At 44.0% G+C, this 17,334-nt stretch carries 15 protein-coding genes; 4 read left to right on the forward strand and 11 right to left on the reverse strand.

Annotation, left to right across the window (positions count from 1 at the left end; genetic code table 11):
• Positions 1-247: 247 nt before the first annotated feature.
• The gene (locus HGT73_RS13490; RefSeq protein ID WP_214215784.1) at positions 248-1,543 is read left to right on the forward strand and encodes an MFS family transporter; all 1,296 of its coding nucleotides are present in this window, start codon (positions 248-250) and stop codon (positions 1,541-1,543) included.
• A gap of 40 nt (positions 1,544-1,583) precedes the next feature.
• Here HGT73_RS13490 and pssA read toward each other — a convergent pair whose 3' ends face one another.
• The 3 genes from pssA to HGT73_RS13505 form a co-directional block, all read right to left on the reverse strand.
• The gene (pssA, locus tag HGT73_RS13495) at positions 1,584-2,939 is read right to left on the reverse strand and encodes a CDP-diacylglycerol--serine O-phosphatidyltransferase (RefSeq protein WP_214215785.1); all 1,356 of its coding nucleotides are present in this window, start codon (positions 2,937-2,939) and stop codon (positions 1,584-1,586) included.
• A gap of 80 nt (positions 2,940-3,019) precedes the next feature.
• On the reverse strand, positions 3,020-5,470 hold the full coding sequence (locus tag HGT73_RS13500) for a bifunctional acetate--CoA ligase family protein/GNAT family N-acetyltransferase (protein WP_214215786.1): 2,451 nt from the start codon (positions 5,468-5,470) through the stop codon (positions 3,020-3,022).
• Positions 5,471-5,492: 22 nt separating this feature from the next.
• Positions 5,493-6,191 carry a tRNA-uridine aminocarboxypropyltransferase gene (locus HGT73_RS13505; protein ID WP_214215787.1) on the reverse strand — a complete coding sequence of 233 codons (699 nt, stop codon included), beginning with the start codon at positions 6,189-6,191 and terminating at the stop codon, positions 5,493-5,495.
• Positions 6,192-6,353: 162 nt separating this feature from the next.
• Here HGT73_RS13505 and HGT73_RS13510 point away from each other — a divergent pair, with 162 nt between their 5' ends.
• On the forward strand, positions 6,354-7,460 hold the full coding sequence (locus HGT73_RS13510; protein WP_214215788.1) for a tRNA/rRNA methyltransferase: 1,107 nt from the start codon (positions 6,354-6,356) through the stop codon (positions 7,458-7,460).
• A 215-nt stretch (positions 7,461-7,675) separates the two neighbouring features.
• Here HGT73_RS13510 and emrB read toward each other — a convergent pair whose 3' ends face one another.
• The 7 genes from emrB to HGT73_RS13545 all read right to left on the reverse strand — a co-directional run bounded on the left by emrB (position 7,676) and on the right by HGT73_RS13545 (position 15,186).
• Entirely contained in the window at positions 7,676-9,220 is a 1,545-nt protein-coding gene (emrB, locus tag HGT73_RS13515; RefSeq protein WP_214215789.1) for a multidrug efflux MFS transporter permease subunit EmrB, read from the reverse strand.
• Between the two features lie 5 nt (positions 9,221-9,225).
• Complete coding sequence (gene emrA / locus HGT73_RS13520) at positions 9,226-10,392, reverse strand: multidrug efflux MFS transporter periplasmic adaptor subunit EmrA (RefSeq protein ID WP_214215790.1); 1,167 nt, start codon at positions 10,390-10,392, stop codon at positions 9,226-9,228.
• 108 nt (positions 10,393-10,500) lie between these two features.
• Entirely contained in the window at positions 10,501-11,025 is a 525-nt protein-coding gene (gene mprA, locus HGT73_RS13525) for a transcriptional repressor MprA (RefSeq protein WP_214215791.1), read from the reverse strand.
• Positions 11,026-11,280: 255 nt separating this feature from the next.
• A complete protein-coding gene (gene proX / locus HGT73_RS13530) occupies positions 11,281-12,258 on the reverse strand; it encodes a glycine betaine/L-proline ABC transporter substrate-binding protein ProX (protein WP_214215792.1) in 978 nt (325 codons plus the stop codon).
• Positions 12,259-12,267: 9 nt separating this feature from the next.
• Entirely contained in the window at positions 12,268-13,350 is a 1,083-nt protein-coding gene (proW, locus tag HGT73_RS13535; RefSeq protein ID WP_214215793.1) for a glycine betaine/L-proline ABC transporter permease ProW, read from the reverse strand.
• Positions 13,347-14,543, reverse strand: coding sequence for a glycine betaine/L-proline ABC transporter ATP-binding protein ProV (gene proV, locus HGT73_RS13540; protein ID WP_214215794.1), 1,197 nt, complete (start codon positions 14,541-14,543; stop codon positions 13,347-13,349). Before proV ends, proW begins: the two co-directional genes overlap by 4 nt.
• A 325-nt stretch (positions 14,544-14,868) precedes the next feature.
• Positions 14,869-15,186: a DUF883 family protein gene (locus tag HGT73_RS13545; RefSeq protein ID WP_244968578.1), complete on the reverse strand. Its 318-nt coding sequence runs from the start codon at positions 15,184-15,186 to the stop codon at positions 14,869-14,871.
• Between the two features lie 145 nt (positions 15,187-15,331).
• Here HGT73_RS13545 and HGT73_RS13550 point away from each other — a divergent pair, with 145 nt between their 5' ends.
• Positions 15,332-15,667, forward strand: a complete 336-nt coding sequence (locus tag HGT73_RS13550) for a DUF2002 family protein (protein ID WP_214215795.1) — start codon at positions 15,332-15,334, stop codon at positions 15,665-15,667.
• Between the two features lie 30 nt (positions 15,668-15,697).
• On the opposite strand, the gene speG is transcribed toward HGT73_RS13550, so the two are convergent.
• Positions 15,698-16,252 carry a spermidine N1-acetyltransferase gene (speG, locus tag HGT73_RS13555; RefSeq protein WP_214215796.1) on the reverse strand — a complete coding sequence of 185 codons (555 nt, stop codon included), beginning with the start codon at positions 16,250-16,252 and terminating at the stop codon, positions 15,698-15,700.
• 122 nt (positions 16,253-16,374) lie between these two features.
• Here speG and puuE point away from each other — a divergent pair, with 122 nt between their 5' ends.
• On the forward strand, positions 16,375-17,325 hold the full coding sequence (gene puuE / locus HGT73_RS13560; protein WP_214215797.1) for an allantoinase PuuE: 951 nt from the start codon (positions 16,375-16,377) through the stop codon (positions 17,323-17,325).
• The last annotated feature ends 9 nt before the right edge of the window (positions 17,326-17,334 follow it).

The following is a 17,334-nucleotide window of genomic DNA, read 5'->3' on the forward strand; positions in this document are numbered from 1 at the left end:
CAGAAGTGAAACGCCGTAGCGCCGATGGTAGTGTGGGGTCTCCCCATGCGAGAGTAGGGAACTGCCAGGCATCCAAACAGACAAAAAGGCCATCCTCACGGATGGCCTTTTTGCATTCGGAAATCACAGTAGTAAAAATTTGACTAATACTATTCACATCATTAGAAAACATAATTTTACATTATGTATCAACCTCTTATTCTGTTTAATCATTAAATAATAAATCGAATAAGTAGGGACTCCCGCTATGAATAAATTGAATGTAACGTCCCCCGTTACAGGACTAAACGAACTACAAAGAATTAGAGCTATTGTAGGAGCCTCTTCAGGAAATTTAGTTGAATGGTTCGACTTTTACGTCTACTCATTTTTTTCCATCTATTTTGCCCATACATTTTTTCCTCATAGCGATAGCACAACACAGCTATTACAAACCGCGGGTGTATTTGCCGCAGGTTTTTTGATGAGACCAATTGGTGGATGGTTATTTGGGTTTATTGGTGATCGTTTTGGTCGAAAAAAATCGATGCTTATTTCCGTCTATATGATGTGCTTTGGATCGCTAGTGATTGCTTGTTTGCCAGGATATGATCGTATTGGTTTAGTTGCTCCGATATTACTTTTGCTCGTCAGAATGTTACAAGGACTTTCTGTTGGTGGGGAATACGGCGCAAGTGCGACTTATATGAGCGAAATAGCGACAGAAGGTAAAAAAGGATTTTACTCCTCATTTCAATATGTCACCTTAATTGGTGGGCAGCTTATGGCCGTACTAACGGTTGTTATCCTACAACATATCATTAGTGATGAAAACTTACACCGTTGGGGATGGCGAATTCCTTTTCTGATTGGTGCTGGGCTGTCTATTATTGCGTTATGGTTAAGAAAATCCCTGCATGAAACGAGTGATGAACAACAACGAATAGATAAACATGCAGGTAGTTTATCCTATCTACTACGATTTCATTGGCGTCCTTTTATTAAAGTGATTGGTATTACGGCAGGTGGGTCATTAAGTTTTTACACATTTACGACCTATATGCAAAAGTACTTGATCAATACAATTGGATTGGATGCCAAAACAAGCAGTATGCTGATGACTGGTGCTCTACTTGCCTTTATGGTTTTACAGCCTCTGGCAGGGGCTCTATCAGATAAAATAGGTCGTAAGGCTTCTGTCATCATTTTCGCAGTGTGTCTACTATTGTTCACCGTTCCTATTATGAGCTATCTTCCTGTAAGTCATAATTTGGGCGTTGTTTTTTTGCTCATTTTCCTGGCTCTAGTGATTTGTAGCTTTTATACAGCGATCAGTGGGCTATTGAAAGCCGAGCTATTTCCACCACAGCTCAGAGCGTTAGGAGTTGGTCTACCTTACGCAATTGGTAACGCTATATTCGGTGGCTCAGCAGAGTTCGTTGCACTCTCACTTAAGCAGAGCGGTCATGAATCGAGTTTTTTTTGGTATGTCGCGGCAATGGGCGTCGTTGTACTACTAATTAGCTTAACGTTACCAAATAAGGAAAAGGTAGAGAGATTATAGATAAATAGGGAGTACCTGCCAGGTGACTGGCAGGTATCTATTACAGAATACGACTTATTAGCTTATCAATCCTGATACGGCGTAGACGGCGAATCAGCTTTTTAATCCTGTTTGGATACTCAGCGATACTTTCTAAATCGTGAAATTGCTTCAATATTGTCGTATGCTCGCGGATCAGTGTCAGTTCTTTACGTTTCTGTTCAGCCAACTGATGTTGTGGGTCATGAACTAAAATCGCATTCTCAAGATCTAAGCGCCATGCCCTAGGATTCAGGTTATTCCCAGTGAGTAACATCCACTCTTCATCTACCCAAATACCTTTGAGGTGATAGCTATTCGTACCGTCTTGCCATAAGCGGATCGTCAGCCGGTCATTATCTAAATAATATTGTAGTCGGCTGGCAAAACGGCGTAAGTTTATTTCATAAAGATAAGGTAATGCACCGATAATTTTAAAGGGTTCTTCAGGAGGAATATAAAAGTCATTCGCTGTCTTATCTCCCACGATAATTTCGACCTCTTTACCTTGTCGTAAAAGGCGAATGATATGTCGTACCAAAATCGCAGGGAGATTAAAGTACGGGGTACAAATCACCAATTTTTTTTCAGTTGCGGGCATTAAATGAAAAATGGTTTGGTTAAGAAGACTACGTTTTCCTAGACCGGCAAGAGGAGTGACTGAAAGTTGCTCTTCGTTTGCTAAATCATCAAATTCGTAGTTAAACGTTCTTAGTTCTTGGCGGAAAATTTTTGTTTCGCTTTTGATCTCAAGGCTTGTTGGGCGATCCTTAAGATCAAGACGGTGAACTGCATCAGATTGCTTCAGATTACTATTGATCCAGTCAAACATGATCCCTGCGAGAGTAGGATTTTTTAAAACCTGATAACGGTCATATCGATAGCGCTGATCTTGTTGAAGATACACATTATTGATACTGGCACCGCTATAAAGTACCGTATCATCAAAAATGAATCCTTTGAGATGCAGTACACCTAATGCCTCGCGAGTATTTACTGGAATGCCAAAAACGGGAATCGCTAATTCCCCAGCTTGTTCGGCTAACTGGCAATACCAATCTGCATTCGTTTCTCCGCGCGCAGCACCAATACGGCCACGTTGCGCCCTATGCCAATCAACACAAATACTGATGTCCAATTGCGGATTATGTTGCTTGGCTTGATAAAGCGCGTTCATTATTGATTGCCCAGCTTCATCATTTTCAAGATAGAGAGCAACAAGGCAAATTCTATATTGTGCCTGTGCTATTTTGTCTAAAAGCGTATGATGAAACTCCGCTGCGGAATACAAAAATGAAAAATCAGTGATTGATTGCGGCAGTTTTGGGAGTTCTGCAAGGTATCGCTGGTGAGAATTCATTTTAATTTTTGACAACATCGCATTACGCTTCTTCTATTAAGGATCGAAAACATGATAAAACAAGGGAATCTTAACCCGTAACTATACCATCAAAAAGCTTAACAATGGCTATTTCTGTGTGGATCTAACGGTAACCGTAAGCTAACAATGCCGTCTTCCACATTATTTTTACAACTGAAACCAAGTTTTTTAGCGAGGGCAATCATCCCAGTATTGTTGGGCATAGTAATACCATTTAGTTGTTGTAAACCATGATCTCGAGTGTAAGTTATCATCTTTTCGAGCAATTTTTTTCCTAGCCCCAATCGCTTCAAGTCTGAACGCACTAATATTGAAAATTCCGCATCGATGTTATCACTATCTGAGATAGCGCGAGTTACTCCAATGATCGTATCGATTCCTTTTTCTTGAATGACAGCAACAAAAGCCATTTCACGGTCATAGTCAATTTGCGTCATAGTGGCGAGATCGTCATGGGTAAATTCATTGATTTCACTAAAATAACGATAATAGAGATCCTCTTTTGTGACTTTACCAATGAATGCTAGAAGTTGTGGTTCATCTTCCGGAAGAATCGGTCGAAATAGCGCCCGTCTACCGTCGTTCAACTCAACCCACTGCTCAAATTTTTGAGGGTAGGGACGAATCGCGAGTCGATCTTCACTATCCCCCTCAAATGACTTGAGGGTGAGTTGTGCATCGATTAACGATAATGGGTGTTGTTTATCGACATACAGCTCAATTTGGCAGTGATTGATTTCTGGACAATCAATAATTAAATCTGAAAGTTGCACCAGTGTTTGACATAACTGATAGAGATGTTCTGGGCGAACTTCCCATCGCCGAAAGATTTTATTTTGAAGTATTCCCTGCGTAACTAGGTGGTTAGCTAATGCCATATTAAGGGGGAACAACGCCGTCACAGCTTGTCTATCTTCATGCCACATTTCACCCTGTTCACCTAATAGAATGATTGGGCCAAATAGAGGATCATGTTGAACCACTATCCGTACTCGTTGACTATTCGGCTCGAAGCGATCTTTTCTTGAATTATCCGCATGTGGAAAGCCATAGTCGTGTAAGAGGCTAATTAATTCATTACCTTGTAGAAGCGTTTTATTACCATTGAGTTGTTGTTGTAAATATTTACGGACTTCCATTCGGCCTAGGGGTTGTATCGCCAGTCTCGCGGGGGTTTCCCTGAGTTGTTTTTGATTGCGATAATAGGCGACTCGGTGCATAAAGGCAGTAACTGTGCCTTCGGGTGTTCGCCAAGTCGGGATTTTGGCTTGCGAAAAAATAGTACGTGCACCTTGTGATGAGAACTCACCGCACCAGTTTGTTAATAGTGTTTTATATTTTGCTCGAGGATGTTGGTTATACAGCGCGGATAATTTTTCTGCACAGTCGGTTGCTGAGGAAACGGCGCTAGGGGCATGTATCACCATAATGGCTTCGGTTTCCGCGCTATCAAGCAATATAGCAATGACGTCTAGATAAAGCTGGGTGGTGGCATCATCTTTTAAGTCAAGAGGATTAGTTATCGGGATATTTTCAGGTAAACAGGCTTGGAGACGTTGGAGGGTTTCGGCGGAGAGTGTGAGAAGCTTACCTTGACGTTCTTCAAGAACATCGAGTGCCAATGCTGCCGGTGCAACGCCATTGCTTACAATAAATAGCGACTCGCCATTAAAATGACGCATATGGCTCAAAGACTCTACGGCAGAAAATAATTCGTGTGAGTCATAAACGCGTAACATCCCAGCACGCTGAATGGCTGCATCCCAAGTACCGTCGAAGGTCTCTTCGTTACCCACTAATCGTCGGGCAGCACGGCTTCGCCCACTTTTAAACATCACAATCGGTTTGTTACGTGAGGCACTGCGTGATGCAGAAACAAACCGTCGGGCATCGTGAAGATGTTCAAGTGCGATTAAAATAGCATGCGTTTTTGTATCGCGTGCTAAAAAATCGAGCAGATCGTCACTATCAATGTCTACGCCTTCACCAAGAGCGATGAACCAGGAAAACCCAACATTTCGTTGTTGCGCCCAATCGAGAATGGTATTTGCAACCGCTGTTGACTGTGCAATAAACGCGACATTACCTCGTGCGACAGGGACGGGAGAAAAACTGGCATTGAGTCCTTGATACGGCGCAATGAGCCCCAGACTATTTGGCCCTAAAAGTCGCATGTTCCAGCGGGAAGCCTGTGTTAATAGTGCTGTAAAATGCTCTTTTGAAGCGGAGAGAATAATGCAACTCCGGCATCCTTTCTTTCCTAATTCGTCGATTATCTGAGCTAAACGTCGAGCGTGAGTACAGAGAATTGCTAAATCGGGAATTAGAGGTAGGGTATCTATATTCGCATAAGCCATTACACCACATACGGCCGAATAGCGAGGATTAACGGGTAATATTGCCCCAGAGAATCCTCCCGCTAATAAATTTTTCATCATGAGATGGCCAGCTCGGCCGACTTTCTGTGATGCGCCGATCACAGCAATCGACGTTGGCTTTAGTAAAGCTTCTAATCCGGCTTGGCTCATAGCTCCTCCGCTAGCGGTGACCTTAACAATCGTTATTTTTTCGGGCGTGGATAGGATGATGAGGCTTACCCGCTAGGTATCGTTCCCGGAAGAGGGAGAAATGTTGGTATAAGCTCTCTGCTGCCAACGTGTCCCCAGCCTGAGCAAGTAATGCGGCAGCAATCTCTGCGGTACAGTGGTGCTCAGCACTATGTGCTTCTCGTAGGGTATATTGGCTTGGCTTAGCAACATCGACAGAGATGACTGGAAATGCGTTGAGCCACGGGCTTTTACGAAACATTTTGCGAGCTTCGCTCCAAGTTCCATCTAACATAATAAATAAAGGCGGTTTTCCTGTGAGAGGCGGTTGATGTAAAACCTCTCTATGCGGTTCTGCATAACTGGCAGGAAAGACCACTAAAGGTTGATACTCATTTGTGAGAGTGAGCAGAGCATCCTTGCTGTCAAATTCAGTTCTCGACCATTGGTAAGCGAGGGTATCTGGGAGAATGTCTGCAATCAATCTTCCGGTATTACTCGGTTTTAGTGGCTCGGTATCATACATCATTAGGCAGAAGCGGCTTCTTGCTATTTGAGGTTGTATCGTGGCACAAAGGCAATTAGCGGCAGGGAGCAGACAGTTCTGACAACGGCTAACGCGATTGCCGCGGGCAAGAAAGGGACGAGTCGCTTTTGCTAAGCGCTGTGCCCGGAGTTGTAATACGGCATTATGATGGGTCATAAAGAGTCGATACTGGATAAAAAAAATAGTTTAATTGAGTTCTATGGGGGATGCTACGCAATCTATCGATTTATGAGACGGTGATTGTTAATTCACCAGTAAAGAAGATAGCTAAGCGGGCGGACATCAGGTAATCTGCGCGCTCAGTAACAGGAGAATGTGATGAACGACGAAAATAAAAGTAAAAGTAGCAAAGTAAAAGTAATGTATGTTCGCGGTGAAGAGGCAACTTCCTCGCGTAATAGTGGTAATCCGCGCACTGGGAAAGGAGGTCGTACCCCGGATCGCAAGGCACCGACAGATCGTCGTTCATCTTCCTCTTCGCGTCGTGATGATGCATCGTCTCACCGTGGTGACTCTTCTTCGCGCCGTGGGGGGTTTTCTGCCCGTCGCGATGATAGTGCGTCACACCGTAATGATTCTCCGTGGCGTACAGTTTCTAAACGTCCCTCAGAAAAAAATGAATCTTTACCCGAAGTGACGACTGATGAAGGATTGACGGCAAAAAGTTATATCGATCCTGAGCAACTTCGCCGTCAGCGTCAAGAAGAGACCCGTGTTTATGGCGAAAATGCATGCCAAGCATTATTTCTAAGTCGACCCGAAGCCATTGTCCGTGCGTGGTTTGTTCAAAGCGTTACCCCTCGTTTTCGTGAAACCTTGCGTTGGTTAGCGGCAAACCGCAAAGCCTATCATGTTGTTGACGATGCTGAGCTAGTGAAAGCTGCAGGTACTGAGCATCATGGCGGTGTTTGCTTTATCATCAAAAAGCAAACTGGTCTGGATGTTGCCGCGTGGCTGGCTCAGGCTGAAGATAAAGATTGCGTAATGGCGTTAGAAAATGTGGGTAATCCACATAATCTTGGGGCGATTATGCGTAGTTGTGCCCACTTTGGTGCAAAAGCTATTTTGGTTAATGATGCCAATTTACTTGAATCCGGTGCAGCAGTAAGAACTGCAGAAGGTGGCGCTGAACACGTACGTGCGGTTACCGCTCCATCTTTCCACCAAGGCCTTGATGCTTTCCGTCGTGCGGGGTATTCCATTGTCACTACGTCAAGCCACGAAGGGCAGCCTCTGGCAAACATGGCTTTTCCTGCTAAAACAGTTATTGTGTTAGGCCAAGAAGGGGAAGGTTTACATGAAGAAACGTTACGCCAAGGTGATGTCAGTGTATCGATTGGTGGTACTGGAAACATTGAAAGTCTGAATGTATCAGTGGCTGCTGGAATCTTGTTAGGTGAATGGTGGCGCCAACAGAAAGCCTAATAAGCCCCCACAAGCTCACGCTGAATCGGGACGTTAGCTTGTTATAGGGGTAAAAAGGGTTCACGTTATCGTGAGCCCTTTTTTAATGGGGTTTCTACTACACAATACAAGAATACGTGTGTGGGTGTTACGATCCGGTAGACGGGATAGGGTGAAAAAATTATTCGCTAATACCCGTTACCTTAAATCACCTACATTCGCAGAAAATCTCGTTTTTAGTGGGCACCTCCGCCACTGCCACCGGAATGGAAAGGCGGTTTTGCGAACCAGATTACGACTAAAAGCACGACAAAAATGCCTCCTGCGGCCCAAAAAATTTCGTTAGCAGAGATAATTAATCCCTGATTAGTGATTTGCTGTGCAATATAGCTGGATGCTTGCTGGTGGCTTAGCCCTAAGGATTCGAGTTGGTGATAGCTTTGTTGCGCGTTAGGATTATAAACATTAATTGATTCTGTTAATTGATTATGGTGTATCGCTTCTCGATCCGTCCAAAGGGTGGTCGTAATTGAAGTACCGATCGACCCTCCTAATGTACGTATAAAATTAGATAACCCCGATGCAGCGGCAATTCGTTCTGCCGGAAGGCCAGATAAGGTAATGGTCGTTAATGGCATAAAAAAGCATGCAACGGCGAACCCCTGAATAAACTGAGGCCAAGCGGCATCAGCAAAGCTCATACCCGGCTCAAATGTATAAGCTCGCCAATAAAAACAGATGGCATACATAATAAAGCTGAATGTGACTAAGTAACGCATATCGATGCGCGGAGCAAAACGACCGATAATCGGGGATAAGATAACCGGAAGTATCCCCACTGGCGCAGAGGCCAGTCCTGCCCAAGTGGCTGTATAACCGAACACTTCCTGCAATAACTGTGGTAACAAGACGATAGTTCCGAAGTAGAGCATGTAAGCTAAGCTAATTGAACCACAGCCGATGGTAAAGTTTCGCGATTTAAACAGTGAAAGATCAATGATCGGATGTTCATCTGTTAACTCCCAAATGATCAGGATCAGTAAAGCCACTATCGCGACAACCGTTAGCGTAATGATTTCTGTTGAGCTGAACCAGTCTAGCTCTTTGCCTCTATCGAGCATGACTTGCAAACAGCCGATACCGAGGGTGAGCATAACTAGTCCGACGACATCTATCGGTTGTTTACGAGTCGGAGTATCGCGTTGCCCTAGGGTCTTAATGGCTAATAACACAACGACTACGCCGATAGGAACGTTGATAAAGAAAATCCATCCCCAATGATAGTTATCACTAATCCACCCTCCCAGTATAGGGCCACAAATCGGTGCGACAATAACCGTCATTGCCCAGAGTGACATTGCCATACTGCGTTTTGCGGGAGGGTAGTTATTGAGCAATAGACTTTGGGAAAGAGGAATAAGCGGGCCAGCGACTATCCCTTGTATCACGCGAAAAAAAATGAGCATAGTGAGATTGGTCGACATCCCGCATGCCCAAGAGGCGAGCGCAAATGCGGCAGTAGAGGCAATGAATAGCTTTACTTCGCCAAAACGTCGCGCCAGCCACCCGGTTAAGGGAATTGAAATCGCATTGGCCACACCAAACGAGGTAATAACCCATGTTCCCTGTGTGTTCGATGCGCCTAAGTCTCCGGCAATCGTGGGTATGGCGACATTGGCAATTGTCGAATCTAGCACCTGCATAAAGGTGGCCAGTGAGAGCGCAATCGTCATTAATATTAGTTGCCCTCGAGCTAAGGGCTGCCTTTCATTATATGCCATGACGATTACCCTGCATTAGCGGTAATGATTTGCTGAATAATGTGATCCGCTTGCTGTAACTGTAAAGTTAAGGCGTCACTTTCGTAGGCAGGATGTTCGCGCATCACGTTAGCTAAAACGTGACCGGACGTATCACTAATATTGATTGTTACTTGCGTCGAAAGTCCAATACGTAAGGGATATTTTTTTAGATCGTGCGGATCAATCGAAATCCTTACAGGTAAACGTTGAACTACTTTAATCCAGTTACCGCTGGCATTTTGTGCCGGAAGCAAAGAAAAGGCACTCCCCGTTCCCATATCCAGACCGACCACATGACCATGATAGGTAATATTATCCCCATAAATATCAGTCGTTATTACTGCGGGCTGACCAATTCTGACCGCTGAGAGTTGTGTTTCTTTAAAATTAGCATCAATCCACAAGTCTTGACTTGGTACGACCGCCATCAGTGCACTACTTGGCGTAATTTGTGAACCGACTTGGACACTTCGCCGAGAAATATAACCATCAAGTGGACTGCGGATGTCGGTACGTTGTAATGCTAGCCAGGCATCCCGTACTGCTGCTGCACTTTGCTGGATGAGAGGTTGTTGATCCAAGGGAGTATCCAATATCATTGCTTGGTTGGCATTAAATTGTTGGATAGCAACTTCAAGTGAAGCCCTCGCACTGTCTGCCGCATCTTTGGCGTGCTGCAACTCTTCTCTACCAATCAATTGACGCTGAGCCAGGGGTTCACGACGCTGAAGGTCGGCTTCAGCTTGTGCAAATGCCGTACGTTTCAAGGCAATATTGGCTTGGTATTGGTGGCTATTGATCATTAATTGTCGGACTTGGCGCACACTGCTTGCAAGTGCTGTTTCTGCCTTGTTCAAGGCTTGAATGGCATCTGTTTTGTCTAGCGAAACAAGAATATCACCTTTATGTACCAGATCTGTATTGTCGAACCAAACCTTTGTTACGCTTCCTGATACTTGTGGCGAAATTTGGATTTGATTACCGGCAACATAGGCATCATCGGTTTCTTGCTGGTGGCTTAAAACGAAAAACCAATAGAGTCCATAAGCTATTGCAACAACAACGCTCGCAATCAGCAATAGCATCAGCAAAGGTTTACGTTTTTTTGACGGTGAAGAGGGTTGGGTTGACGATGTCTCAGTAGCATTCATAACGATAAACCTGCAATAAATAGCGGATAAAAAAAACACTTCAACCTGAGCTGAAGTGTATCAATCAATAGTTTTATTTATTTAATTAGAGTATCTGCACGAGAGATTCTATTGGTCATCTGGCGTTGAAGAATGGGGAAAAGTATCTAGATGATTCAGTAGTTTACGATAAATAGACTCTAATTGTTGTTGTTCTTCCTGTGAAAGAACACCCCATATTTCTTGAAAATTCTCGTATTGAGGAGGCAATATTTCACAAAGAAATTCGTATCCAGCATCGGTGAGATGTAAATGAAGGCAACGACGATCATTCTCACTCTCTCGGCGTTCTACCCAGCCCCGTTTTTGAAGTTCATCGGCGACTCGTGTCGCATTTGTCCGAGAAGAGCCCAGCGCAGAACTCAGTTCGGAAGGCTGAATACTTTGATTCTCGCATGCATCTAAGGTGAGCAGTGCACTGAAAATAGTGTCATTCAACCCGCGCTCTTTGAGCATTTTATTCCGGTTTTCAAGGAGTTTAGTCTGGATATGCATATGTAAACGGGTCAATAGCACTACGCTTACCGGATAATTGTCATGGCGCAGCGACAAATTGGCTAACATTTTTTCAATGGGTTCAAAAGAACTATCCAAGTTACACCTCATATTCACATCTATACGGACACACCACTGCTGCGAAGTGCAGAAGGATGGCTGATTGCTCAACCGGTAACGTTGTCATAGATCGAAACTAATTACCAGTGATAAAATAACTTAGATAACTACTATTATGCTAATTATCTGATCAGGTTATAGAGTGGGATATTATGAAGGCTGTGAGCGCGAACGTTTACGCCAAAAATGGTAAAAAAAAAGGGCCATAATTGGCCCTTAGAGAGATGGGTTGATTTAGCGTAAAGCGTCAGCAATCCATTGGTTAAATAATGCTTGGTGGTTTTTGATCCATCCATCAACATGGCGATTAATATCATCTTCAGAACTTTGCCCAGCGCGCATCGCCGCATTTTCAGCATTAATGTCCGCTAAAGGAAGTTTCATTTCAGCGAAGAGTTTGGCCGCAGCCGGGTTCTTTTCCGCCCACTGTTTGTTCGCAATAATATTAATACTGTTCACAGGAAAACCGTAATTTTTACCATTCGGCAATGCGGTATCTGTTTTTTGTGGGTCGGCGGAGAAGGGAACCTCTAACCACACGACATCTTTTCCGGGTTTGAGTACATCACTGACCCAGAAAGGTGTCCATGTGTAATAGAGAACCGGTTTACCTTGCTGAAAGCGAGTGATTGTATCAGCCATCATTGCTGCATAGTTACCTTGGTTATTGGCAACGGTTTGGTCGAGATGATAGGCCTTCATTTGGTAAGAAATGACCGTGTCACAGCCCCAGCCAGGAGTACATCCGGTAAGGTCGGCACGACCATCACCATTACTGTCGAACAGTTTAGCAATCTTAGGATCCTTTAACTGTTCAATATTAGTGATGTGGTACTGGTCTGCAGTTTTCTTATCGATCAAATAACCTTGTGCAGCACCGGTGACATAATGGCCTTCACGATAAAAAGCCTTATCTCCCCCCGCGGCATCGAACATATTTTCTTGCAAAGGTTGCCAGTTTACGGCCATAAATGTGGCATCGCCTTTTGCAATTGAAGTGTAGCCAACGTTGTAATCCACTTCTTCTGGTGCGGCAACGGTATACCCCAATTTCTCTAGTGCCCGACTAACGATTAGCGTCTGAAAGGTTTCTTCAGTCAGTGTACTTTGAATAGGTTTGACGACCTTTCCTTGACCGGGGAGATCAGTTGCTTGTGCGCCGATGCTGGCAAACAGAGTTATGGCGGCGGAAGTGAGTATAAATTTACGCATAGTCAGTTCTCAGTGGTGAGTGGATTTACGAAATGGAGCGGTGAGCAGGCCTATAGGCCCCGTTTGATACCAGCGATTACTACGCTTATCACGTTTATCGATACCAAAGGATTGGGTGAGACGATCTAAAATAATTGCCAGGATAACAATACCAACACCGCCGATAGAAGCTTGCCCCATATCGAGACGACCAATACCGCGTAATACCATCTGTCCTAGCCCCCCCACAGCAATCATCGAGGCAATCACGACCATAGACAGCGCCAGCATAAGCGTTTGGTTAATTCCAGCCATAATAGAGGGCATCGCAATTGGTAGTTGCACTTTGAAAAGCATTTGCCGGGGACTGGCACCAAACGATTGACTCGCTTCGATCAGATCTTCGGGGACGTGTTTTATTCCTAATATTGTCAAACGAATGATAGGAGGGACAGCAAAAATAATGGTGACGACAACACCAGGCACATTCCCAATCCCGAATAGCATGACAATTGGTACTAAATAAACAAAGGCTGGGGTAGTTTGCATGGCATCGAGTAATGGCCGTACGATTTTTGCTGCCCGATCACTACGCGCTAAAACAATACCAAGAGGTAATCCAATGAATAGGCAGAAGAACAAAGAAGTGAGCACTAATGCAAGTGTAATCATCGCATCGTTCCAGACGCCAATGCATCCGATAAAGATAAGCGCCAACAGCGTACCAATTCCCATCCGTGCCGAAGTCAGCTGCCAAGCAATGAGAGCAAAAAGGATAATTGCTGCCGGAGCAGGGATATGAGTGAGTAGTTGTTGGAAGTGGCTAAGAATGTAATCAATTGGCACACGTATGCCTTGGAATATCGGGCGACAATGGTTAACCAATCCGTTGATGGCTACCGTTACCCAATGGTCCAAGGGAATAAGCGTGTTGTGAAAAGGATCGCTGAAAGAGAAAGCATGATGCTCAACCGGCACGCTATTTAGCCAATCGTCATGTGCTGGTGTGGTGGTCGAGGGACTCGTCGAACTCCCGCTTGTACCTCCCCAAGGATCGGCGCTGGCGGTGGCGTCTGAACTCGTGCTCCAAGGATCGTTGCTTGTTGTGCTCATGAGTTACCGGCCTCCCGATTGAGTGCTTTTAATAGTGTGCTTTTTGAAATAATACCTAAAAACTTTTGCCCCTCGTCCACGACGGGTAGCGCGCAGGGTGCATCAGCGACCGGAGTAAAAAGATCACTTAATGACGTTTGTGCCTGCAAAGGAGCAAGATGAGATAAATATGCGTGTTCAAGGGGTAAATTATCGTTGACTGCACGTTGTAAACTCTCTGCGGTGACAATCCCGTCAAAGTGTTGTTTATTCAGTACGTAGCCATAATCGCGATCATGATCAGTCAATAATTTCAGTGCAGATTTAGGGCCTAATCCTGCGACGCGGTGGATAATTGATCCCGTAGCGGGTCTGGCAATATCTTTTGCACTAAAGACCTGACTAATATCGACACCTCGGAAAAAGGTCTCCACATAAGCATTAGCCGGTTGATTGAGGATTTCATCAGGTGTGCCGACTTGTACGACTTTGCCATTTTGCATAATCGCGATACGGTCACCGATACGCATTGCTTCATCAAGATCATGTGAGATAAAGACAATGGTACGCTGTTGTTGAGATTGTAACTTGACCAATTCATCCTGCATTTCGGTACGGATTAACGGGTCAAGAGCCGAGAAGGCTTCGTCCATCAGCAGAATATCAGGATCATTTGCTAAAGCTCTCGCAAGGCCTACTCGTTGCCGCATCCCTCCAGAGAGTTGATCAGGAAAGGCTTGGGCATATTTTTCTAGACCCACTTGGCGAAGGGCTTCTAATGCTTTACTCAGTCGCTGTGTTTTGTCCACACCCGCTAATGTCATACCAAAAGCGGTGTTATCAATAACTGACATATGTGGCATCAGAGCAAAGGATTGGAAGACCATACTGATTTTAGTTCGTCGAATTTCGCGTAATTTTTTTTCTGAAACTTGCGCGATATCCTCACCGTCGATCAAAACTTGCCCACGGCTTGGAGTGATTAAGCGGTTTAACAGTCTGACTAAGGTGGATTTGCCCGATCCGGAAAGTCCCATGATCACGAAAATCTCACCTTCGTGAATGGTCAGGTCAACATTATTGACCCCAACGGATAACCCCGTTTTATCGAGAATGGTTTCTTTATCATCCCCTTGTTCGAGCAGCTTGTAAGCTCGTTCAGGGTTATTACCAAAAATTTTATGCAAATTTTTGACTTGAAGTTTTATTGTCATGTTTACAGTAAATTCCCAATATTATCTATGTAATCATCGATTTAGTTTCATTCCGATATTTTTTGATATTTAAAGCTACCATACTCAAACTGATTAACAACCTTTTTATGCAATTAATTTTGCATATCTATGCATTGAAATAGGAATTTTCTTAACGAGGACAAGCGGTTAGGTAAATTGTTTCAATAGATTAATAATATTTATATATTTAATGCTAATTATTACTATAGAAACTACTTTGATGTGGAATTGGACGGAGAAATCGAGATAAAAAAACCAGCGTATAAACGCTGGTGAAGGAAGTCAGTGACGGATTTAGCCAGACTTAGCGACGTGACAGGAGCAGTCCAAAAACAAAACCTACTGCAGCGGTGATCCCGAGGGCAGAAGCAGGGTTATCTTGTACCCATTGGGTCGCTTGGCAACCTGAGTCACATAAATTTTCTTTGAGAGATTTTTTACCTTCTTCAAAACTTGCTCGCGTTTTCTTTAATAGGCGCTCGGCGTTACTACGCGCCTCGTCAATTCCCTCTTGAGCCTCATCACCATACGAGTTTAATAATGCTTCTAACGAGTCAGCCAGCTCTTGAACGTCGGCATTATCTTCTGGTAAATCATATTGTTGTAATTTCTTAGCCATCATACTCTCCAAGATTTGAATTTGTGTTAATAATTATAGACAGCTTTTCAATTTTGTATAATCTTAGGGAAAATTCCGAATGATCTGAACTACATGCTAATGACGTTGGGGTAGAGTTCGCTGATAAAATATTAAGGAGTTTTTATTTATGTATTTACGACCTGATGAAGTCGCGAAGGTACTCGAAAAAGCAGGATTTGAAGTCGACGTCGTGACCGCCAAGACCTACGGTTATCGCCGCGCCGACCACTATGTCTACGTTAACCGTGAGGCACGATTGGGAAGAACGGCATTGGTGATTCATCCTACGCTAAAAGAGCGGAGTCAACATTTCGCTGACCCAACTTCTGATTTAAAAATCAGCGACCATTATAAAAAATTCCCGGTCTACCTCGCAGGCGATAGCCAAGAGCACTATGGAATTCCTCATGGCTTTAGTTCTCGCGTAGCATTAGAACGATACTTAAGTAGTTTATTTGGTTAAGTATTTTAAGTTTCTTGTCGAGCTTAATGGCTACTGTGCAGTAGGCGGTAATAATGAATGATGGTCATTGCCGCCATGAAATTTCGCCAGATATTGTGGTTGAAAAATACACATCCGTAAGGTATCGCGGTAGGTACCATTGATAAAGAACTCTTGTTTTAAAATCCCTTCGGTTTCAAAGCCTAATTTTGAATAAATATGAATAGCTTTCTTATTCTCTTTATCCACAATTAGGTAGAGTTTATATAAATTTAATACAGAAAAACCATAATCCATAGCGGCTCGAGTCGCTTTGTTCGCTAATCCTTTTCCTTGATGTTCAGGAGCAATAATTATCTGAAATTCGGCGCGTCGGTGAATATGATTGATTTCCACCAGCTCAACTAAGCCGACTTTTTCCCCTTCGTGTTCGACCACAAAACGGCGCTCGCTCTGGTCGTGAATATGTTTATCGTAGAGGTCAGAGAGCTCGACAAAGGCCTCATAAGGCTCTTCAAACCAATAACGCATTACGGTGGCATTATTGTCTAACTGATGGACGAAACGAAGATCTTCACGTTCAAGGGGGCGTAATTTAATAGTCATAGTTAGGCCTTAGGTCGGCTGCTGGAAGTAATATTGTTACTTAAGCGAAATAATCAGGGAGTTGGCATACGCTTTGCAACAATCGTTTCACGATAGTGTTTTTGATTCATGGAGTATTGTAGATGAAGGGTAGTGAGATTATCAAAGGTCTTCTTAGTGAAGAATATTCTCGAGATCTGATTGGCTACGCGGGAAATCCACCGACAGTGGTCTGGCCAAATAACGCGCGAGTTGCCGTACAATTTGTTCTTAACTATGAGGAGGGCGGAGAGAATCACGTTGAACATGGTGATGCGGGGTCTGAACAATTTCTGTCAGATATTATTGGTGCGGCCAGTTATCCTGAGCGCCATATGTCGATGGATTCCCTTTATGAGTATGGTTCTCGCGCAGGGTTTTGGCGTATTCATCAAGAATTTCAACGACGTGGACTTCCTCTGACGATCTTTGGTGTAGCAATGGCCTTAGCTCGCCATCCAGAAATAGTCAACGCTATTCGTGACGCTGATTATGATGTTGTCAGTCATGGTTGGCGATGGATCCACTATCAAGGGATGTCAACCGAGCAAGAAGCGGAACATATGGAAAAAGCGACTGCCGTCTTAACTGAATTACTGGGTAAAAAGCCAGTGGGCTGGTATACCGGTCGAGACAGTCCGAATACACGGCGTTTATTAGTTGAGCGTGGTGATTATCTTTATGATAGTGATTACTATGGCGATGATTTACCTTTCTGGATGCCAGTCACGACGCAAGATGGAGAACAACATTCTCATCTGGTGATACCTTACACATTGGAATGTAACGATATGCGCTTTGCGACCCCGCAAGGTTTCAATACCGCTGAACAGTTTTATACTTATCTACGTGATAGTTTCGATGTTCTTTATGAAGAGGGGGCGACCTCCCCAAAAATGCTATCAATCGGTATGCATTGTCGATTGTTAGGCCGCCCCGGAAAATTCCGTGCTTTGCAACGCTTTTTAGACCATATTCAGCAATATGAAGATGTTTGGATTTGTACGCGCCAACAAATCGCTGAGCATTGGGTCGCGCATCACCCAGCACCTTAAGTCGTAGGG

Source organism: Rosenbergiella australiborealis (assembly GCF_018494035.1).
GTDB classification, from domain to species: domain Bacteria; phylum Pseudomonadota; class Gammaproteobacteria; order Enterobacterales; family Enterobacteriaceae; genus Rosenbergiella; species Rosenbergiella australiborealis.